At 72.5% G+C, this 19,380-nt stretch carries 18 protein-coding genes; 8 read left to right on the top strand and 10 right to left on the bottom strand.

The window, feature by feature from the left end; translation table 11 throughout:
* Positions 1-66: 66 nt before the first annotated feature.
* From mutM to recG, 7 genes are all read right to left on the bottom strand, one after another.
* On the bottom strand, positions 67-921 hold the full coding sequence (mutM, locus tag Q8791_RS11055) for a bifunctional DNA-formamidopyrimidine glycosylase/DNA-(apurinic or apyrimidinic site) lyase (protein WP_330091558.1): 855 nt from the start codon (positions 919-921) through the stop codon (positions 67-69).
* A 7-nt stretch (positions 922-928) separates the two neighbouring features.
* Positions 929-1,684, bottom strand: a complete 756-nt coding sequence (gene rnc, locus Q8791_RS11060) for a ribonuclease III (RefSeq protein WP_330091559.1) — start codon at positions 1,682-1,684, stop codon at positions 929-931.
* A 384-nt stretch (positions 1,685-2,068) separates the two neighbouring features.
* Positions 2,069-2,245: a 50S ribosomal protein L32 gene (gene rpmF / locus Q8791_RS11065; RefSeq protein WP_067601846.1), complete on the bottom strand. Its 177-nt coding sequence runs from the start codon at positions 2,243-2,245 to the stop codon at positions 2,069-2,071.
* 133 nt (positions 2,246-2,378) lie between these two features.
* Entirely contained in the window at positions 2,379-2,927 is a 549-nt protein-coding gene (locus Q8791_RS11070) for a YceD family protein (protein ID WP_330091560.1), read from the bottom strand.
* 286 nt (positions 2,928-3,213) lie between these two features.
* Positions 3,214-3,714, bottom strand: a complete 501-nt coding sequence (coaD, locus tag Q8791_RS11075; RefSeq protein ID WP_330091561.1) for a pantetheine-phosphate adenylyltransferase — start codon at positions 3,712-3,714, stop codon at positions 3,214-3,216.
* A 488-nt stretch (positions 3,715-4,202) separates the two neighbouring features.
* Positions 4,203-4,784, bottom strand: a complete 582-nt coding sequence (rsmD, locus tag Q8791_RS11080) for a 16S rRNA (guanine(966)-N(2))-methyltransferase RsmD (protein WP_330091562.1) — start codon at positions 4,782-4,784, stop codon at positions 4,203-4,205.
* Positions 4,785-5,092: 308 nt separating this feature from the next.
* The gene (recG, locus tag Q8791_RS11085) at positions 5,093-7,300 is read right to left on the bottom strand and encodes an ATP-dependent DNA helicase RecG (protein ID WP_330091563.1); all 2,208 of its coding nucleotides are present in this window, start codon (positions 7,298-7,300) and stop codon (positions 5,093-5,095) included.
* 434 nt (positions 7,301-7,734) lie between these two features.
* Here recG and rpmB point away from each other — a divergent pair, with 434 nt between their 5' ends.
* A complete protein-coding gene (gene rpmB, locus Q8791_RS11090; RefSeq protein ID WP_013151263.1) occupies positions 7,735-7,920 on the top strand; it encodes a 50S ribosomal protein L28 in 186 nt (61 codons plus the stop codon).
* Between the two features lie 148 nt (positions 7,921-8,068).
* Here the strand turns inward: rpmB and Q8791_RS11095 are convergent, their stop codons facing one another.
* Both Q8791_RS11095 and Q8791_RS11100 read right to left on the bottom strand, forming a co-directional pair.
* The gene (locus tag Q8791_RS11095; RefSeq protein ID WP_330091564.1) at positions 8,069-8,734 is read right to left on the bottom strand and encodes a cellulose binding domain-containing protein; all 666 of its coding nucleotides are present in this window, start codon (positions 8,732-8,734) and stop codon (positions 8,069-8,071) included.
* A 214-nt stretch (positions 8,735-8,948) separates the two neighbouring features.
* A complete protein-coding gene (locus Q8791_RS11100; RefSeq protein ID WP_330091565.1) occupies positions 8,949-9,956 on the bottom strand; it encodes a thiamine-phosphate kinase in 1,008 nt (335 codons plus the stop codon).
* Between the two features lie 140 nt (positions 9,957-10,096).
* Between Q8791_RS11100 and Q8791_RS11105 the strand changes: the two genes are divergently transcribed.
* Complete coding sequence (locus Q8791_RS11105; RefSeq protein WP_330091566.1) at positions 10,097-10,330, top strand: Lrp/AsnC family transcriptional regulator; 234 nt, start codon at positions 10,097-10,099, stop codon at positions 10,328-10,330.
* Between the two features lie 38 nt (positions 10,331-10,368).
* Positions 10,369-10,830, top strand: a complete 462-nt coding sequence (locus tag Q8791_RS11110) for a DUF3515 domain-containing protein (RefSeq protein WP_330091697.1) — start codon at positions 10,369-10,371, stop codon at positions 10,828-10,830.
* Between the two features lie 117 nt (positions 10,831-10,947).
* Here the strand turns inward: Q8791_RS11110 and Q8791_RS11115 are convergent, their stop codons facing one another.
* On the bottom strand, positions 10,948-11,685 hold the full coding sequence (locus tag Q8791_RS11115) for a DUF3105 domain-containing protein (protein ID WP_330091567.1): 738 nt from the start codon (positions 11,683-11,685) through the stop codon (positions 10,948-10,950).
* 89 nt (positions 11,686-11,774) lie between these two features.
* Here Q8791_RS11115 and Q8791_RS11120 point away from each other — a divergent pair, with 89 nt between their 5' ends.
* From Q8791_RS11120 to cydC, 5 genes are all read left to right on the top strand, one after another.
* Entirely contained in the window at positions 11,775-12,512 is a 738-nt protein-coding gene (locus tag Q8791_RS11120; protein WP_330091568.1) for a DUF305 domain-containing protein, read from the top strand.
* 471 nt (positions 12,513-12,983) lie between these two features.
* Complete coding sequence (locus Q8791_RS11125; RefSeq protein ID WP_330091569.1) at positions 12,984-14,429, top strand: cytochrome ubiquinol oxidase subunit I; 1,446 nt, start codon at positions 12,984-12,986, stop codon at positions 14,427-14,429.
* 12 nt (positions 14,430-14,441) lie between these two features.
* The gene (cydB, locus tag Q8791_RS11130) at positions 14,442-15,506 is read left to right on the top strand and encodes a cytochrome d ubiquinol oxidase subunit II (RefSeq protein ID WP_330091570.1); all 1,065 of its coding nucleotides are present in this window, start codon (positions 14,442-14,444) and stop codon (positions 15,504-15,506) included.
* A 209-nt stretch (positions 15,507-15,715) separates the two neighbouring features.
* Positions 15,716-17,473, top strand: coding sequence for a thiol reductant ABC exporter subunit CydD (gene cydD / locus Q8791_RS11135; RefSeq protein WP_330091571.1), 1,758 nt, complete (start codon positions 15,716-15,718; stop codon positions 17,471-17,473).
* Positions 17,474-17,592: 119 nt separating this feature from the next.
* Positions 17,593-19,284, top strand: coding sequence for a thiol reductant ABC exporter subunit CydC (gene cydC / locus Q8791_RS11140; RefSeq protein WP_330091698.1), 1,692 nt, complete (start codon positions 17,593-17,595; stop codon positions 19,282-19,284).
* Positions 19,285-19,380: the final 96 nt, after the last annotated feature.

The raw sequence follows: 19,380 nt of genomic DNA on the forward strand, positions 1-19,380 counted from the left end.
CCCAGGAGTCGGGCAAGAGTGGTCCCGGGTATCCCCAATCACGCCCGCCGCGTCCGCCCGCGCTCCTCAGGAACGCGGGGGCGGCGGCTTCTGGCAGCGGGGGCAACTGTACGAGGAGCGGTTCATGAACGCCTCGCGCACGATCGGCGCCCCGCACCGGCCGCACGGGCGGTCGCGCCGCCCGTAGGCGTTGAGCCCGCGCTCGAAGTAGCCGCTCTCACCGTTGACGTTGACGTACAGGCCGTCGAAGGTGGTGCCGCCCACCTCCAGCGCCTCGGTCATCACGTCGCGCGCGTGGCCCAGCAGCGCGGTCGCCTCGGCACCGGACATCTCCCGCGTGGAGCGCGCCCAGTGCAGGCTGGAGCGCCACAACGCCTCGTCCGCGTAGATGTTGCCGACCCCGCTGATGAGCGACTGGTCCAACAGTGCCCGTTTGACCTCGGTGTTCCTCGCACGCAGCGCCCGGACGAACACGTCCGGGACGAACCCCGGGTCCAACGGGTCCAGGGTGATGTGGTCCACGGACGACGGCACGTCGACGAGCACACCCGGGACGTCCACCATCACGTGGCCGAAGGTCCGCTGGTCGACGAAGCGCAGCTCGGTGCCGTCCGACAGCGGCAGACGCACCCGCAGGTGCCGCTCGTCCGGCTTGCCCGTCGGCTGGACCAGCATCTGACCGCTCATGCCCAGGTGGCTGAGGAGCATCTCGCCGCTGTCCAGGACGAGCCAGAGGTACTTGCCGCGCCGGCGCGCGGCCGTGGGCACGCGGCCCTCCAGGCGTGCGGCGAAGTCGGCCGCTCCGGGCTCGTGCCGCCGCACCGACCTGGGGTGCAGGACCTCGACGGCGCCGATGGCGCGGCCGACCGCGTGTTCCGCCAGTCCGCGGCGGACGACCTCGACCTCGGGGAGTTCGGGCATGGCCGGCTCAGCCCCGGCCGTCGCCGGAGGACGCGTCCCCGGCGGTGTCGGCGGCGCGGGCGTCGGCGCGGGCCTTGATGGCCTTCCACGCGGACTCGGCGGCCTGCTGTTCGGCCTCCTTCTTGCTGCGTCCCTCGCCCAGGCCGTAGCTCTCCCCGGCCACGCGGACCGTGGCCCGGAAGGTCTTCTGGTGGTCGGGGCCGCTCTCGTCGACGTGGTACTCGGGCACTCCGAGCATCTCGGCGGCGGTCAGCTCCTGGAGGGACGTCTTCCAGTCCAGGCCGGCGCCCAGTCCGGACGCGGTGGCGATGAGCGGGTCGAAGAGCCGGTGCACGAACTCCGACGCCACGTCCAGGCCCCGGTCCAGGTAGACCGCGCCGATGATGGCTTCGAGGGTGTCGGCGAGGATCGAGGACTTGTCCCTGCCGCCGGTGCCCTCCTCGCCCCGGCCCAGGCGGATGTACTCGCCGATCCCCAGGCCGCGCGCGACGTCGGCGAGTGCGCGCATGTTGACGACGGCGGCCCGCAGCTTGGCGAGCTGCCCCTCGGGCAGGTCGGGGTGCTTGCGGAAGAGGGTGTCGGTCACCACCAGGCCGAGCACGGAGTCGCCGAGGAACTCCAGGCGCTCGTTGGTGGGCAGACCGCCCTTCTCGTAGGCGTAGGAGCGGTGGGTCAGGGCCCGGAGCAGGATCTTCGAGTCGACCTCGACCCCGATGGCCCGATGGAAAGCCCTGGCCTCGGAGACGGAGAGTTGGCTAGCCACTCGTTCACTTCCCTGTTCGTACGCGCCGGGGATCGGCGCGCGGACGGTTGGAGTCGGGTGTGGACCCCGCGGCCCGTCCAGGGTGCTCGAAAACGAGGTGACCGTCGCGGGAGCGTCCGCTCCCCCGGCAACCACCACGAACTCGGGAACCCGGGGCCCGGATCTCTGGTGTGGTGCTCGGTGTTACTGGCGTTTGTCGTGTCGTGTCCGCTGTCTCTGGGATCACTCTACAAACCCGGGTGCCGCGCTGTCTCCCGCGCGGGTGCCACCAGGTGTCCGCGCGGCCTCCGCGGGCCCGGCAACACGACGGGGCGGACCCGTAGCGGGTCCGCCCCGAGATGAATCGGGAATCGGGTACTGGGACCCGAAGCCTGTCATTCGCGCCTAGGCCGGGTTGGTGACCTGGCGGTTGTTGTAGGTGCCGCACGACGGGCACGCGATGTGGGGCTGCTTCGGGTCACGGCAGCGCGGGCAGTTGACCAGCACCGGGCGCGAAGCCTTCCACTGGGAACGGCGGGTCCGGGTGTTGCTCCGCGACATCTTCCGCTTCGGGACGGCCACTTCAATCCTCCTGGGTCACCCCCGCGCGGTCGCGGGAGGTCGCTTATCTGGTCACCCCGCGCGCTGTGGCGGGGAGGGTGTGCTCCGCTCGTCGGGGGCGCCCGGAGGTGCCGTCCGCGATCGGTTCACGAGCTCATCGTTCGCCGGGGTCGTCCGCGATTCCGCGGAGCGTCTCCCAACGGGGGTCGATGTTGTCACCGTGGCCGTGGTCGGGACCGACCTCGGCGAGTTTGGCGCCGCACTCGGAGCACAGGCCGGGACAGTCCGGTCCGCACAGCGGTGAGAGTGGGAGCGCCAGCACGACGGCATCCCGGACCACCGGTTCGAGGTCGAGCAGATCGCCCTCTAGATAGTAGTCCTCATCCTCGTCGGCCGCGTCCTCGTCCGCCCCGGAGGTCTTGTCGTCCTCGTCGGCGGTGTACCGGTACATCTCCTGGAACCCCGCCTCCATGTCGTCCGACAGGGGGTCGAGGCAGCGCGAGCACTCCGCGGTGAGCTGGCCGCGCACGGTGCCGGTGACGAGGACTCCCTCCATCACCGCCTCCAGGCGGAGTTCCAGCTCGATCTCGCTGCCCTCGGGGACGGATGCCATCACCGTCGCGAGCGCCTCGGGGACGGTCACGATGCGGTTGACGGTCCGCATCGACCCCGGCTGGCGGCCCAGCTGGCGGGTGTCGACCACGAACGGGTCGCGAGGATCTAGACGAGACAGGGTAATCGCGCTTTCACGAGAAGACGGGTCGCCGGGCGCGCGGGAGGCGTCGTGACGACGGCCGCGACCAGCGTGAGCGCACACCGGGATCCGGCGACGCCCATGGTCAAACCCTGATCCTACCTATCATGGCCCCGACCACCCAAATCAGGCCCCGATCAGCCCTGTGGCAGGGCCTTTCCGGGCCTGGTCCGACGGGTTCCGCGCGGGGCGGCCCCGCCCCGTGCGGCCGGTCGTGCCGCGGGGCCGGACCCCCTCAGCCCTGGGCGCCCTCGGAGTCGCGCTTCGCGTACTTCTCCCGCAGACGGCCCTGGACGTAGGGGGTGACCAGGCTGGAGACGTCCCCCCGGTGCTGGGCGATCTCGCGCACCAGGCTGGAGGACAGGAACGAGTACTGGGGGTTCGCCGTCATGAACACGGTCTCCACACCCGAGAGGCGGTAGTTCATCTGGGCGATCTGGAGTTCGTAGTCGAAGTCGCTGACCGAGCGCAGGCTGCGCACGATCGTCTCGATGCCGTTCTCACGGCAGAAGTCGACGAGGAGCCCGTCGAACTCGCTGATCCGGACGTTGTCGAACTCGGCGGTGCCCTCCTCCAGCATGTCCAGCTTCTCGGGGACGCTGAACAGCCCGCGCTTGTTGACGTTGTTGAGCACGGCGGCGACGACCTCGTCGTACTGCTTGGCCGCCCTGCCGATGATGTCGATATGACCGTAGGTCACCGGGTCGAAGGAACCCGGACAGACGACACGGCGCACGGTGGATCGCCCCTCTCTGAAACTACCTTCGGGTACCGCGATGGTAGGGGCTCATCCCGGCTCCAATTCGGGCAACACCCACTTAGTGGCCGCATTCACCCACGGTCCGGACTCTTGTGCGCCTGGCGCACGACATCTACCCCGAAGCCGTCCCCATTCACAGGGATACATGCCCCACATGCACCAAAACAGACACTCTGCTCGTTTCTACCCCGCGCCGGGAACGGGGAGGCTCGCCGGATCCGGGGCGAGAGGGGAGGGCTCGGGAACAGCCGCGCCGCGGGCGTCGGTGGAGGGTGACGGGCACGGGAGGTACCGCGCCGCAGGCGTCAGTCGAGGGTGGTGGAGGGTGACGGGCACGGGAGGTACCGCGCCGCAGGCGTCAGTCGAGGGTGGTGGAGGGTGACGGGCACGGGAGGCACCGCGCCGCAGGCGTCAGTCGAGGGTGGTGGAGGGTGACGGGCACGGGAGGCACCGCGCCGCAGGCGTCAGTCGAGGGTGGTGGAGGGTGACGGGCGGGCGTACCAGAGCACCGCCTCCCCGTACCCGCGGCTGCGGTCGCGTTCCAGGCCGGCGGGCCACGCGGGTTCGGCACCGCGCTTGGAGCGTTCGACGACGACGAGCGCGTCCGGGGAGAGCCAGCCGCGTCCGGCGAGGTCGTGGAGGACCGCGGCGACCTCGTCGTCGGTGACGGCGTAGGGCGGGTCGGCCACCACGAGGTCGTAGGGGGCACCGGGGTTGTCCTGGCCGACGACCTTCTCCACCCGGTCGGACGCCAGGCGCGCTCCGGGGAACCCGAGCGTCGCGATGTTGTCCCGGATCACCTGGGCGGCCTTGCGGTCGGCCTCCACCAGCAGCGCGTGGGCAGCGCCGCGGGACAGGGCCTCCAGGCCGATCGCCCCGGAACCCGCGTACAGGTCCAGGACCCGGAGGCCGTCGAGCGGACCGAGGTCGGACTGGGCGGAGGAGAACAGCGCCTCGCGGGCGCGGTCGCTGGTGGGGCGGGTGGTGCGGCCGTCGGGCGCGGAGATGCGCCGTCCGCCGGCCGTCCCGGCGATGATGCGGGTCATGCCCCCACGGTAGCGGCCGGGCCGGGGGCCCGCGGGGCCCGGCACCGCCCGGGGGCAGCACCATGCGGGCGGGACCGGTGGTCCCCTGATACCACGGTAGGCCGGGCGGAACCTGCGGTGCCAGACCCGGTCCGCGCCTGTGGACGACCGGACCCGCGGCCCGGAGCGGCCCGGCACCGCGGCCCGGAGCGGCCCGGCACCGAGGCTCGGGTGGCCGTGGCGGGGCGGACCACGGGTCCGACCGGCCGCGCGGGCCTGCGCCGGACGGGACCGGCCGCCGTCGCGCGGTGGCGGCCCGCCCCGGCGGGTCAGGTCTTGTCGAGGTACTCCGCACGCTCCTCGGGCAGGAGCGCCTCCAACGCCTCGGCGAGCGGCGGGTGGCCCTTCAGATCGGGGTCCTCGGCCACGTACGCGGTGGCCTCCTCCCGCGCCTCGCCGATCAGCTCCTCGTCCTTGAGCAGGGTGAGCATCCGCAGGCTGGAGCGGGCTCCCGACTGGGAGTCGCCCAGGACGTCGCCCTCCCTCCTCATCTCCAGGTCCACGCGGGACAACTCGAACCCGTCGGTGGTCGCGGCCACGGCCGCCAGCCTCTCCCGTGCCGGGGAGCCCTCCTCCGCGTCGGTGACCAGCAGGCACAGACCGGGGAGGCCGCCTCGTCCGACCCGGCCCCGCAGCTGGTGGAGCTGCGAGACCCCGAACCGGTCGGCGTCCATGATGACCATCACAGTGGCGTTGGGCACGTCCACGCCGACCTCGATGACGGTGGTGGAGACGACCGCGTCGGTCTCCCCCGCGGAGAAGCGGCGCATCACCGCGTCCTTGTCGTCCGGGGCCATCCGGCCGTGCAGGCTCTCCACGCGCAGACCGGAGAGCGGGCCCTCCGCGAGCCGGGCCGCCACGTCCAGCACGGCGAGCGGAGGACGTCCTCCGGGGGCGTCCTCCTCCGGGGCGTCCCCGACCTCCTCCCCCGCCTCGCCGGTGTCGTCGTCACCGATCCTCGGACAGACGACGAAGGCCTGGTGGCCGGCGCCCGCCTCCTCCCTGATGCGCTCCCAACCGCGGGTCAGGAAGTGCGGCTTCTCGGCGGCGGGCACCACGTGGGTGGACACGGGGGCACGCCCCGCGGGCAGCTGGGTGAGGGCCACCACGTCGAGGTCCCCGTAGACGGTCATCGCGACCGTGCGCGGGATCGGGGTCGCGGTCATCACGAGCACGTGCGGTCGGCCGTCCACGGCCTTCTCCCGCAGGGCGTCCCGCTGCTCCACGCCGAACCGGTGCTGTTCGTCCACCACCACGAGCCCCAGGTCGGCGAAGGACACGTGCTCCTGGAGGAGGGCGTGGGTGCCGACGACGATGCCCGCGGCACCGGACGCGGCGTCCAGCAGGGCCTCCCTGCGCGCGGCCGCGCTCATGGACCCGGTGAGCAGGGCCACCCTGGTCGCGGTGTCGGCGCCGTCGATCTGGCCGGCGCGGCCCAACGCCCCGAGCATGGCGTTGATGGAGCGGTGGTGCTGCTGGGCGAGGACCTCGGTGGGGGCGAGCAGGACCGCCTGGCCGCCGGAGTCGACCACGCGGAGCATCGCGCGCAGCGCGACCAGGGTCTTGCCCGCGCCCACGTCGCCCTGGAGCAGGCAGTGCATGGGATGCGAGGCGTCGAGGCGCCGTGCGAGGCCGTCCCCCACCTCCCGTTGGCCTTCGGTGAGCGTGAACGGGAGCTGGGCGTCGAAGGCGTCGAGGATCCCCCCGTCCGCGCCGGGCCGGGGCTTGGCGGGCAGTTCGTCGGCCTGCCTGCGGCGGCGGGCGAGCGCCAGTTGGAGGACGAACGCCTCGTCCCACTTGAGGCGGCGGCGGGCCGTGCCGACGTCGGCCCACTCGGCGGGCCGGTGGATGCGCCGCAGCGCTTCGGCGACGCCGATGAGCCTCCGCTTCTCGCGCAGCGCGGGAGGGAGCGGGTCGGGGAGGCTGTCGACGTCGGCGAGGACGATGGCGAGCGTGCGCGCGATCGTCGTGGAGTCCAGGCCCTTGACCGCCGGGTAGACGGGGATGAGCTCGTCGGCGTAGGCCTGGGCGCGCTCCCCCTCGTTGCCGTCCTCGTCGAGGAGTTCGTACTGGGGGTGGTCGAGCTGGCGGCGCCCCTTGAAGGTGGACACACGTCCGGAGAACATGGCCAGCCGTCCGGCGACGAGCGCGTTCTGGTGGTAGGACCCCCGGTTGAAGAAGGTCAGGTGCAGACGGCCGGTGCCGTCGGTGACGGTGGCCTCCATCATGTCCATGCGCCTGCGCCCCTGGCGTGCGGGGACGGTGCGCCTCCTGGCGTCGAGGACGCGGGCCTGCACGGTGACCTCCTCCCCCTCGCGCAGCGCGGCGAGGTCGGTCAGGTCGCCGCGCCGGTCGTACCTGCGCGGGTAGTAGCGCAGCAGGTCGCCGAGGGTGTGCAGGTCGAGCTTCTCGGCGAGCGCCTTCGCCGTCTTGCCCCTGAGCGGTCCCCTGCTCAGCGGTTCGTCCCAGGTAGTCACGTCTGTTCCCGTCCCGGCGTCTCTGGATCGCTGGTCACCGCCACGGTAGACCCCTCCTGCGACGCTCGCGCGCCCTCCGGCCCCAGCACCGCCGCGATTCGGGGCGGCGCCGCACCCGCCCGACCCGGTGACCGGGGTCGGACGGGCGTCCGGCCCGCCCCGGCCGGGGTATACTCGTCAGAGTTCATCGCGTTTTCGCCATGCCCGCATGGTGGATTCGATGCGCCGGTGGGTGCTGGGGTCCTCGACCACACCACGTTCCACCGTTGCGCGTACGGGCGCTGGCCAGCGGTCTGATTCCGTGTACGGCCTTGTCCTTCGTGTACTCTTCCACGGTTGGCGTCCGCGCCGACCTGTCCGCCCGACCTCTCCCGGTCGGATGAATCTTCGCGTGCGGCGACGTGCGCGATCCTGAGCGCTTGAATGGAGTTACCGTGGCTTCCGTATGCGACGTTTGCGGCAAGGGACCAGGGTTCGGTAACAGTGTTTCCCACTCGCACCGTCGCACCCGCCGCCGCTGGAACCCCAACATCCAGACTGTTCGCACCCGTGTCGGTGGCACGCCCAAGCGCGTGAACGCCTGCACCTCGTGCATCAAGGCCGGCAAGGTGACCCGCTAGGGTTCCCGCACCGCTGCATGTTACGCGAAGGCCCTCCGACCACGGTCGGGGGGCCTTCGTCGTCGGTGCCGGTCGCCGTTCGCCGGGCCCGGAGGGCGCGTCCGCGGTGGCGCGGCGGGTGTGACCGGCCGGTGGCGCGGTCCCCGGGTCACAGCTCGCAGACGTGCCCGTTGAGGGAGCAGCGCACCGGGCTCTGCGGGGGGCCCAGGGCCTCGAAGGTGAGCGTCGCGGAGGCTCCCGGCTCCAGGCCGTCCCTGCTCCCGGGCTGGCGGGCGAGGATGCCGTCGTCGATCGGCTCCCAGTCGGCGTCGCTCACGTCGGTGATCTCGGCGCTGTCGAAGGCCAGGGCCAGTTCCCAGGCGTCCAGCCTGGTCCGCGAGGTGTTGGTGACGGTGACGTGGCCGGTGAACCCGACCGACGTCGATTCCAGCACCTGGTAGGAGACCGTGGTGGGTTCCGAGCCGGCCTGGGTCTGCGGGCCCTGCCGGCCGTCGCCGCCGGCCGCCGACCCGTCGCCGGTGGGCTCGGGCGAGGCGTCGTGGGTGGGCTGGGCCCCGTCCTGTGCGTCGGGGGTCTCGCTCACGCCGGGGGTGCCGCCGAACTGGAGGTAGATCTGGGTGGTGCTGTAGCCGAACAGGATCAGCCCGAGGATGACGCCGGAGACGACGAGCACGTTGAGCAGCCGGGGCGGTTCGACGCGTTTGGGGACCGTGCTCTCGATGAGGCCGCCGAGCCGACGCAGCGCGCCGGCGTCCGTCGGCTCGCTGCGGTGCGCACCCCGCCGGGTGCCGTTCCGCCAGCCATGGCGCCCCATAAACCGCCTCTCGACGCTCCGCTTCCTGCCCGTCGCCCTTCGTCACGTCGGACGCCTTCGCCGCGGTATCCTCTCGGCCCGTTCCCGGGCCGCTCCTCGTGGGACTTCCTGGGGGCCGTCGCGCCGCACTGCCCCGGGGTCCTGGCCGGGGTGAGACGCTGGCCGCGTTGGCAAAGCCTAGTGTGACAGCCGAACAGGGCAAACCCAAAGGGGCTCATCCCCTCCGGAAATGATCCCAACCCTCGCGTCGGGACGCACGTCCGTCCACGGTGACGGGACCCTCGTGTTCCCCTCCGCCGCCGTCCGGCGTCCCGGCGGCGTCGGACACCAGACCCACTCTGTGCCAGTGCCCGGGCAGGTCGGCGTCCGGCGGGAACGCCGCGACCAGCGCGTGGTCCTCGCCTCCCGCGACCATGAGACCCCGTGCGGCCTCCGCGGCCTCCCCCGGGTCCTCGGTGCCGAGGACGGCGACCGCTTCCAGGAGGGCCGGTTCGGGTCGCAGCGCGGCCGAGTCCAGATCGATACGCACGCCGCTGGCCCGGCAGACGTGTCCCAGGTCCTGGACGAGGCCGTCGCTGACGTCGAGCATGGCGGTGGCGCCGAGCAGGGCCGCCTCGGCGCCCCGGGCGTAGGGCGGGCTGGGGCGGCGGTGCTCGGACAGGCAGTCGGCGGGCCCGTCGATCCCCCGTTCCAGCAGGGCGAGCCCGGCGGCGGACAGCCCCAGGTGGCCGGTGTAGGCGATGACGTCGCCCGCCCGGGCGCCGTCCCTGCGGACCGGCGCCCTTCCCTGGAGGTCTCCGAGGGCGGTGACGGCGATGGTGAGGGTGTCCGAACCGACCATGTCGCCGCCCACCACGGCACCGCCCGCGACCGCGCACTCGTCGCGCACCCCGGCGGTGAACTCCTCCGCCCAGGCCACGGGGAGGTCGGGGGGCGCGGCGAAGCCGATGAGCAGCCCGGTGGGGCGGGCGCCCATGGCCGCGACGTCGGCGAAGTTCTGGGCGACGGCCCTGTGACCGACGTCGCGGGCGGTGGACCACTCCCTCCGGAAGTGGCGTCCCTCGACCAGCAGGTCGGTGGTCGCGACCGTTCGGCCGTCGGGTGCGGCGACGACCGCCGCGTCGTCACCCGGTCCGAGGATTACATCGTCCGTCGGGGGGAATTGGCTCGTCACGCGTGTGATCAGAGCGAACTCCCCAAGACCCCCAATGGTGTTGTGCACAGGGATCAGGGTACGGTGACGCTCCGGCGCAGTGGTCTAGACCCACGTTTGTCATCCGTTCGTCACAGGCCGCACCCTCGGCTCGGCCGGGAACCGCTCACCGCTCATCGCTCACACCCGGCGCACACGAAGGAGTTCTCATGGTGCAGGCATACATCCTTGTCCAGACCGAGGTCGGTCAGGCCGCGGAGGTGGCGGAGCGGATCCGGGGCATCGAGGGGGTCGAGACCGCCCATGACGTGACCGGGCCCTACGATGTGATCGTCCAGGCCGAGGCCTCCGACATCGACGCCCTGGGCGCCCTCGTGGTGGCGCGCATCCAGCGGTTGGACGGTATCGCCCGGACTCTCACCTGTCCCATCGTCAACATCTGACGCGCTCGGCCGCGTCGGCGGTACCCCGGGGGTTGCTTGTGCTGAGGCGGTTCGCCGGTGCGGGTCTGGCCGTCGCCCTCGTGGCGACGGGCTGCGGCGCGCAGACCGTGCGGATGGATCCCCCCGAAGCGGACGAGGCGACCGCACGGACCTGTGCGGGCCTCGTCGGGTCGCTTCCGGACACGCTGTTGGACGCCGAACGCGCACAGGTGCGCCCCGAGTCGGAACTCACCGCGGCCTGGGGCGACCCGGCGATCGGCCTGCGCTGCGGGGTTCCCCGCCCCGTGGCACTCGCCCCCGACTCCCTCCTGCAGGAGGTCAACGGCGTGGCCTGGCTGCCGCAGCCGGAGGACGCGCCCACCCTGTACACGGCGGTCGGCCGCGAGGCCTACGTCGAGCTGTCGGTCCCGCCGGCCCACGGCCCCCCGGCGGGGGCGCTGAGCACGGTCAGCGACCTCGTCGCCGAGCACATCCCGCCCCTGCCCGACGGCGAGCTCTGACCGACCCGGGGAACACGCGTGGGGGCCGCCGGTGTCCGGCGGCCCCCACTGTCGTCGGACCGGGCCCCAGGGCCCGGTCGTCAGGTCACGAGGTCATGGAGCGAACGGGGAGTCCCGTCACTCCTCTTCCTCCACGGGCTGGTCCTCGGCGCCCTCCTCGGAGTCCGCGCCGCCCTCGCCCTCGGTGCCCTGCTCGCCCTCGGCGCCCTGGCCGCTGAGCAGGGTCGCGACCTCGGCCTGCGTCTCCGCGACCTGGCCGGAGCACGAGGCACCCGGCTCCGGCACATCGGTGCCGCGCTCGTAGAGGCGCACGAACCGCTGGAGCATCTCGTCGTCGGCCGTCTCGGCCGTGATCTGGCGGCCCCAGCTGGAGGCGACGATCGGTGCTTCCATCTCGCCCTCGTAGGGGCTGATCACGAGGTAGTCGCCCGCGCTGTACATGCCCACCAGCTGCTCGACCTGGTCCTCGGGCAGGTCGGGCGCGTAGTTGATCCACACGGCCCCGTGCTCCAGCGAGTGGACCGCGAACTCGGGGGTGACCGGCTCGGGGTACACGCCGCAGTTCTGCCAGGCGCTCCAGTGGTCGCCGCCCACGGGCGGGGACTGCTCGTAGTCCACCGCCTGGCCGGTCTCGACGTGCTCGTAGGAGCTGACGTCGTACTCGGCCACATTGGAGACCGAGCGGCTGCGGACCTCCATGAAGACGAGGAAGGCGATCAGGCCCACCACCAGAACCACAGCGGTGACGACCCCGGTGATGGTAAGGATCTTACGGCGGCGCTCCTCTTTGAGGCGCTGTGCCTTGAGCTCGGCCGCGCGCTGGCGGCGCTCCTCCGCCGTCTTCTTCTTTGCCACGGGGTCTCCTGAGGTGGGTGGTGACATAAGGGACTTATCTATCCTCTACTTTGGCACCACAGTTGGGCGATTTGACCAGGATGGTTCCCATGGAACAGACGAACGGCCCCGACTCGGGGGCCGCCGACGGCGTCGGGGACGCCGACGGAACTCCGGACGAGGGCGAGCACTCTCAGCGGGACGGGGCACCGGAGGACGACGCGTCGACGCAGGTGTCGTGGCGTTCGGTGCCGACATGGATCACGGTGATCCTCGTCGCACTGGCCCTGGCCGCGGGCTACCTGGGGGGGCGCCCGGCCTACCCCCTGGACACCGGTGCGGACGCCGGATTCCTGCGTGACATGAGCGCCCACCACGCCCAGGCGGTGGACATGTCGATGGTCATCCTGGACAAGACCGAGGATCCCGAACTGCACACGGTCGCCACGGACATGGCCCGCACGCAGCAGGCGCAGATCGGGATCATGCAGGGGTGGCTGATGGCCTGGGGCCTGCCCGCCCGCGGCGCCCAGCCGCCGATGACCTGGATGGAGGGGCACGACCACGGAGGCGGTGACGGCGAGGTCCCCGACACCATGCCGGGCCTGGCGAGCCCCGAGGACCTGACGGCCCTGGAGGACTCCGAGGGGGTCGAGGCGGAGCTCCTGTTCCTCGAACTGATGATCGCGCACCACCAGGGCGGCATCGAGATGGCCGAGGCGGAGGTGGACCTGGGCGGCGAGGACATGGTCACCCGGTTCGCCCAGGGGATGATCGACGCCCAGCAGTCGGAGGTGAACCTGATGGAGGGCATGATCGACGACCGGAGCGGCTCCGGCGAGGACTGACCGGCGGCACCCCGCCCACGACGACGGCGCGCACCCGACACCGGGGGCGCGCCGTCGTCGTGCTCCCGCCCCCTCGGTTCAGCCCGCCCGCAGCCCCGCCACCCCCGCCGGCGCGCGCGGGGACGGGTGTCCCCGAGTACTGGTAGGAGGCCGCCGACTGGCCCCCGCCGACGCGCGGGGTCGGGTGCGCCGCGCGGCGCACCGCCGGGGCGCTGAGCCGCGTGTGCCCAAGCGCACACGGACGTCCTGCGCAGCCGCATCGGAGGGCCGACACGGGGCCTCTCCGCGGATTCGCCGCTGGTGGGGGCGTTCCCCCGCACCCGGGTCCTCCCGGGGGCGCCCCCGGGAGGGCCGCCGCCGCACCCCGGGAGACGCGTGCCACACGCGGTTGACCGGGACCCGGGGAGACGACGACAAGTCGTAGCACTACATTGTGTAGTACTACCGGAGGTCGGTACCTGAGAGGTGGGCATGGAAGCTCTTGAACTCGCGAGGTGGCAGTTCGGCGTCACCACGATCTACCACTTCCTGTTCGTTCCGCTCACGATCGGACTGTCGTTCATCGTGGCCGTGCTCCAGACCCTCTGGTACCGCACGGGCAGACACGAGTACCTCCAGGCGACCCAGTTCTTCGGCAAGCTGTTCCTCATCAACTTCGCCATGGGCGTGGTCACCGGCATCGTGCAGGAGTTCCAGTTCGGCATGAACTGGAGCGAGTACTCGCGGTTCGTCGGCGACGTGTTCGGCGCACCGCTGGCCATGGAGGCCCTGCTCGCCTTCTTCCTGGAGTCGACCTTCATCGGGCTCTGGATCTTCGGCTGGCACCGGCTCCCCCGCGGCGTCCACCTGGCCTGCATCTGGATGGTCGCCATCGGCACCAACCTGTCCGCGTACTTCATCCTCGCCGCCAACGCGTGGATGCGGCACCCGGTCGGCTTCTCCGTCAACGAGGAGAACGGGCGCGCCGAACTCAACGACATCTGGGCCGTCCTCAGCAACGACCAGGCCTGGTCCACCTACCTGCACACCGTCTCGGCGGCGTTCATCACCGCCGGACTGTTCGTCGTGTGCGTCAGCGCCTACAAGCTCTGGCGCAACCAGCGGCACGGCGACACCGGCATCGCGGGCGTCGCACCGCCGAAGAACGACTTCGCCCTGTTCCGGGGCACCCTCAAGGTGGGCCTGGTCTTCACCCTGATCGCCGGGGCGATCGTCGTCTTCTCCGGCGACCACCAGGCCAAACTCGCCGCCGAGTACGAACCCATGAAGCTCGCCGCCGCCGAGGCCCTGTGGGAGACCGAGGAGGGCGCCGCCTTCTCCGCCCTGGCCGTCGGGGACACCGAGGCGCGCTACAACCCCATCGACGTCACCATCCCGAACGTGCTCAGCTTCCTCGCGACCGGCACGTTCGACGGCGAGGTCCACGGGATGAACAACCTCCAGGAGGCGTACGAGGAGTACTACGGGCCCGGCGACTACACGCCCAACGTGTTCGTCGTCTACTGGTCCTTCCGCCTGATGATGGGCTTCGGCCTGTTCGGCGTCGCCGTCGCCGCACTGGGCCTGTGGCTCACCAGGGGGAAGAGGCGCACCCCGACGAGCCGGTGGTTCTACCTCGCGGCGATGCTCGCCCTGCCCGCCGCCCTGGCCGCGAACATCTTCGGCTGGGTGCTCACCGAGATGGGCCGCCAGCCCTGGACGGTGCACGGCTACCTGCTCACCGCCAACAGCGTCTCGCCCGGGGTCAGCCTCGCGACCGTCGCGATGAGCCTGACCGTCTTCACCGCCGTGTACGGCCTCCTCGCCGTGGTGGAGGTCGGGCTGCTGGTCAAGTACATCAAGGCCGGACCCTCCCACCTCGTTCCCGACCTGGAGAACGACGAGGACGAGTCCCAGATCCCGCACTTCAGCTACTAGGAGCCACGGACCATGGAACTCCCCGTCATCTGGTTCATCGCCATCTCGGTCCTGTGGATCGGGTACTTCGTCCTGGAGGGGTTCGACTTCGGGGTCGGCACGCTCCTCCCGTTCATGGGCAAGCGCAACTCCGTCGACCGCCGGGTCGCCATCAACTCCATCGGCCCTGTCTGGGACGCCAACGAGGTGTGGCTGCTCACCGCGGGCGGCGCCATGTTCGCCGCCTTCCCCGCCTGGTACGCCTCCCTGTTCAGCGGGTTCTACGTGCCGCTGTTCGCCATCCTGATCGCGCTGATCCTGCGCGGGGTCGCGTTCGAGTACCGGGGCAAGCGCGACAGCGACACCTGGCGGACCTGGTGGGACCGGGCGATCTTCTTCGGCAGCGCCGCACCCGCCCTGCTGTGGGGTGTCGCGTTCGCCAACATCGTCCAGGGCGTGGCCATGGACTCCGACCACATCGTCACCGCCTCCACACTCGACCTGCTCAACCCGTACGCCCTGCTCGGCGGACTGACGACGCTGTCGCTGTTCACCCTGCACGGGGCGATCTTCCTGACGCTGAAGACCGACGGGCCGGTCCGGGTGCGCGCGCGGCGGGCCGCACTGGTGACCGCCTGCGCGGCGGTCCCCTCGGGAGCCGGGTTCCTGCTGTGGACCCAGGCCGCGCACGGCCACCCCTGGACCCTGCCGCTCGTCGTGATCGCCGCCGCGGCCCTGGTGGGCGGGGTCGTGGCGGCCTGGCGGGGCCGCGAGGGATGGTCGTTCGCGTTCACGGCGCTGACCATCCTCACCGCGGTCGCCGCGCTCTTCGGGGCGCTCTTCCCGAACGTGCTTCCGTCCACCACGGACCCGGCCTTCAGCCTGACCGTGGAGAACGCGTCCTCCGCCGACTACACGCTCACGGTGATGACGTGGGTGGCGGTGGTGTTCCTGCCGCTGGTGCTCCTCTACCAGGGCTGGAGCTACTGGGTGTTCCGGCGCCGGGTGACCGGGGCGTCGGTCACCGGGGAGAGCGTCACCGCGACGGACGGCGGTCCGGGGGACGGGACCGGCGACCGGAGCACCCCTGTCGCCTGACCCGCGGGGTGCGGGCGGCCCGACCGCCCGCACCCCCGCCGCACGGCCGACCCGCACGGAGCGGGGTTGTCGGCCGCTCCGGGGCTCCCTGGTGGATACTGGCCCGGCGCACGGCGCGCGACGCCCGGCCGCACCGATCCGCTGTGTGAGAGCCCCCCATCCCCACCGGGTACCCGCAGGACCCGGCCGAGACGACAAGGTCCGCACGCATGAAACCCCTTGACCCGCGCCTGGTACGCACCGCTAGCGCGGTCCGGGTGCACCTGGCGGTCTCCGTGGCCAGCGGAGTGCTCATCACCGGCCTGATCCTCGCCCAGGCCTGGCTGCTCGCCCGCGCCATCAGCGGCGCATGGCAGGGGGAGGGCCTGGCCTCGCTGGGCGGTGCGATCGGCGCCGTCGCCGCCATCGCCGTGGTGCGCGCGCTGCTGTCGTACCTGGCCGAGACCTCCGCCCTGTACAGCGCCGCGCGCACGAAGTCGCAGCTGCGCCGCCGCCTGGTGGCGCACGTGACCGGCTCCGGAAAGGTGTGGACCGCCGAACCCGGTGCCGGGGACGGGCAGGGGTCGCCGAAGGCGGGCGAGCTGGTGACACTGGCGACCCGGGGCCTGGACGCCCTGGACGACTACTTCGCCCGCTACCTGCCCCAGCTCGTGCTGGCCGCGATCGTGCCGGTCGCGGTCCTGGCGGTGGTGTTCTGGGCGGACTGGATCTCCGGGATCGTCATCCTCGTGACGCTGCCGCTGATCCCGGTCTTCATGGCGCTCATCGGGATGCACACGCAGGCCCGGACCGACCGGCAGTGGCGGCTCCTGAGCCGTCTGGGCGGCCACTTCCTCGACGTGGTCGAGGGGCTTCCGACCCTCGCGGTGTTCCGTCGCGCCAAGGCGCAGGCGGCGATCATCCGCCGGGTGGGCGAGGACCACCGGAAGGCCACGATGGGGACGCTGCGGATCGCGTTCCTGTCTGCGTTCGCGCTGGAACTGCTGTCGACCCTGGCCGTGGCACTGGTCGCGGTCGAGGTGGGGCTGCGCCTGCTGGGCGGCTACATGGACTACCAGACCGCGCTCCTCGTACTGATCCTGGCGCCGGAGGCGTACCTGCCGCTGCGCGAGGTCGGGGCCAGGTTCCACGCGAGCATGGAGGGCGTGGCCGCGGCGGACCAGGTGTTCACCGAACTGGACCGGGAGCGCGGCGCGCCCGTCCGGGACGGCGGGGAGCGGGCCGGGGTCCCCGCTCCCCCGGCGGCCGGCGCGGCGGCGGCCCCGGCGGCCGGCGGCATCCGCTTCGAGGGGGTGGGCGTGAGCTACCCGGGCAGGGACGTGCCTGCGCTGTCCGGTCTGGACCTGGAGGTCGCGGCGGGCGAACACGTCCTGCTCACCGGCCCCAGCGGGGCCGGGAAGACCACCCTCCTGTCCCTCGTGCTTCGGTTGAACGAGCCCACCGAGGGGCGGATCCGCGTGCGCGCGCCCGGCGGGGGGTGGGAGGACCTGGACGGGATCCCGGCCGACGACTGGAGGCTCGGCATCGCGTGGGTGCCCCAGCACCCCTACCTCTTCGACGTGTCCGTGGCCGACAACATCCGCCTGGGAGCCCCCGACGCCTCGCTGGAACGGGTCCGGGAGGCGGCCCGCCTGGCCGAGGCCGACGCGTTCGTCTCCGCCCTCCCCGACGGCTACGACACCAGGCTCGGCGAGCGCGGTGCACGGCTGTCGGCGGGACAGCGCCAGCGGATCGCGCTGGCCCGGGCGATGTGCCGCGACGCCCCCCTCGTTCTGCTGGACGAACCCACCGCCCACCTGGACCCGGAGAACGCGGCGGCGGTGCGCACCGCCGTCACGCGCCTCCTGGAGGGGCGGACCGCCGTCATCGTCGCGCACGACACCGGTTGGGCCCGGGACGCCCTCGGCGACACCCTGCGGTCCGTGTCCCTGCCACTGCCGACCCGGGAAGGAAGCGTGCCGCGATGAGCCGCGGGAACACCGAGGACGGGGGCGGAGCCCCGCAGGCCCCCGGAACCGACACCGTGACCGGCCCGGGCGCGGCCGAGGTCCCCGAGCGCGAACGCCGTCGCGACCCGCTGCTGCGGATGGTCGCCCTGGCCCGGCCGCGCGGCGGCAGGTTCGCCCTGGGCGTCCTGCTGGGGGGCGCCGCCACGGGCGCCGGGGTGGCACTGCTCGGCGTGGCCGCGTGGATGCTCGCCACCGCCGCGAACCACCCCGGCATCACCGCGCTCGGCATCTCCGTCGTCGCCACCCGCGCGCTGGGGGTGGGCCGCGGCGTGGCCCGCTACCTGGAGCGGCTGGTCACCCACGACGCCGCGTTCCGGACGCTGGCCGAGGTGCGGGTGCGGGTGTACGAGCGGCTGGCGGCGACCGAGCCGTTCGGCCGCTTCCGCTCGGGCGACCTGGTGTCACGCCTGGTCAACGACACCGAGGCCACCCTGGACCTCCTGGTGCGCGGACTGACTCCGCCGCTGATCTCGCTGGTCACCGGTGGCGCGACCGTCCTGTTCCTGACGGCGCTGTACGTGCCGGGCGGCCTCCTTCTGGCGGGCGGCCTGCTCCTGGCCGGGCTGGCGGTCCCGTTCGCCGCCGCCGCGTTGGGCAGGGAACCGGGCAGGCGGCAGGCCAGGGCGCGCGGTGAGCTGTCCACGGTGCTCGTGGACACCCTGCACGGGGCCCCCGACCTGGTCGCCTACGGTGCGATGGGCCGGCAGGTGGAGCGGGTCGAGGCCGCCGACGCCGAGCTCACGCGGCTGGCACAGCGGGACGCGGCGGTCCTCGGCCTCGGCGCCGGGGCCTCCGCGCTGGTCACGGGGCTGACCGTGTGGGGCGCGCTGTTCCTCGGGGTGGTCGCCGTGGAGGGCGGCACGCTGAGCGCGGTGTCGCTGGCGGTCCTGGTCCTGACGACCCTGGCGGCGTTCGAGATCGTCGCCCCGCTTCCCGCCGTCGCGGCGAGGCTCGGGGCGATCCGGGCCAGTGGGGCGCGCCTGTTCGGGGTGTTGGACACCCCGCCCGCCACGGCACCGCCCACCCGCTCGGGGCTGGCCCCGGACGGGGACTCGACGGTGCGGGTGCGGGACCTGCGCGTGCGCTACGGACCGGACGAGCCGTGGGCCCTGGACGGGGTGGACCTGGAGATCCCCGCCGGGTGGACGGTCGCGGTGATCGGACCGAGCGGGGCGGGAAAGAGCACCCTGGCGTCCGTGCTCCTGCGGTTCCGCGACCCCGACGGCGGCCGGGTGGAGCTCGGCGGCGAGGACATCACGTCGTACCCGGCGGACGAGGTGCGCGGGGTGGTGTCGGGGGTGCCGCAGGACCCGCACGTGTTCGCGTCGACCCTGCGGGAGAACCTGCGCCTGGCACGTCCGGACGCACAGGACGACGACCTGTGGGAGGCGCTGCGGCGTGCGCGGCTGGCCGACGACGTCGCGGCGATGCCGAAGGGGCTGGACACCCAGGTGGGCACGCACGGCCTGGGGCTGAGCGGCGGGATGGTGCAGCGGCTGGCGCTGGCCCGTGCCGTGTTGGCCGCACCGCGCGTGCTCGTGCTGGACGAGCCGACCGCCCACCTGGACCCGGACACGCGCGATGAGGTGGTGGACGACCTGCTGGCCGCCGCCGAGGGGTTCTCCACCCTGCTGATCACGCACGACCTGACGGGGCTGGACCGGGTGGACCGGATCTACGTGGTCCGTGACGGTAGGGTGGTCCAGCACGGCACGCACAACGAGCTCACCCGCGCGGACGGGTGGTACCGCGACGCCGCCTCCGTGTGAGCCGGGAACACCGGAGGGCGGCCGGCGTCCCGCGAACGCCCTCCGCACCCGGGTCCCACACGACGACGGGTCGGGGGGACGCCCGGAGGGCATCGC

Origin of the sequence: Nocardiopsis codii, assembly GCF_036327455.1 — a bacterium.
Taxonomy (GTDB): domain Bacteria; phylum Actinomycetota; class Actinomycetes; order Streptosporangiales; family Streptosporangiaceae; genus Nocardiopsis; species Nocardiopsis codii.

Excerpts from the sequence above, each read along its gene's own strand:
- Q8791_RS11125 (WP_330091569.1), top strand. The coding sequence starts at position 12,984 with ATGGAAGCTCTTGAACTCGCGAGGTGGCAGTTCGGCGTCACCACGATC.
- cydB (WP_330091570.1), top strand. The coding sequence starts at position 14,442 with ATGGAACTCCCCGTCATCTGGTTCATCGCCATCTCGGTCCTGTGGATC.
- cydD (WP_330091571.1), top strand. The coding sequence starts at position 15,716 with ATGAAACCCCTTGACCCGCGCCTGGTACGCACCGCTAGCGCGGTCCGG.
- mutM (WP_330091558.1), bottom strand. The coding sequence starts at position 921 with ATGCCCGAACTCCCCGAGGTCGAGGTCGTCCGCCGCGGACTGGCGGAA.
- rsmD (WP_330091562.1), bottom strand. The coding sequence starts at position 4,784 with ATGACCCGCATCATCGCCGGGACGGCCGGCGGACGGCGCATCTCCGCG.
- Q8791_RS11105 (WP_330091566.1), top strand. The coding sequence starts at position 10,097 with ATGGTGCAGGCATACATCCTTGTCCAGACCGAGGTCGGTCAGGCCGCG.
- cydC (WP_330091698.1), top strand. The coding sequence starts at position 17,593 with ATGGTCGCCCTGGCCCGGCCGCGCGGCGGCAGGTTCGCCCTGGGCGTC.
- Q8791_RS11120 (WP_330091568.1), top strand. The coding sequence starts at position 11,775 with ATGGAACAGACGAACGGCCCCGACTCGGGGGCCGCCGACGGCGTCGGG.
- Q8791_RS11095 (WP_330091564.1), bottom strand. The coding sequence starts at position 8,734 with ATGGGGCGCCATGGCTGGCGGAACGGCACCCGGCGGGGTGCGCACCGC.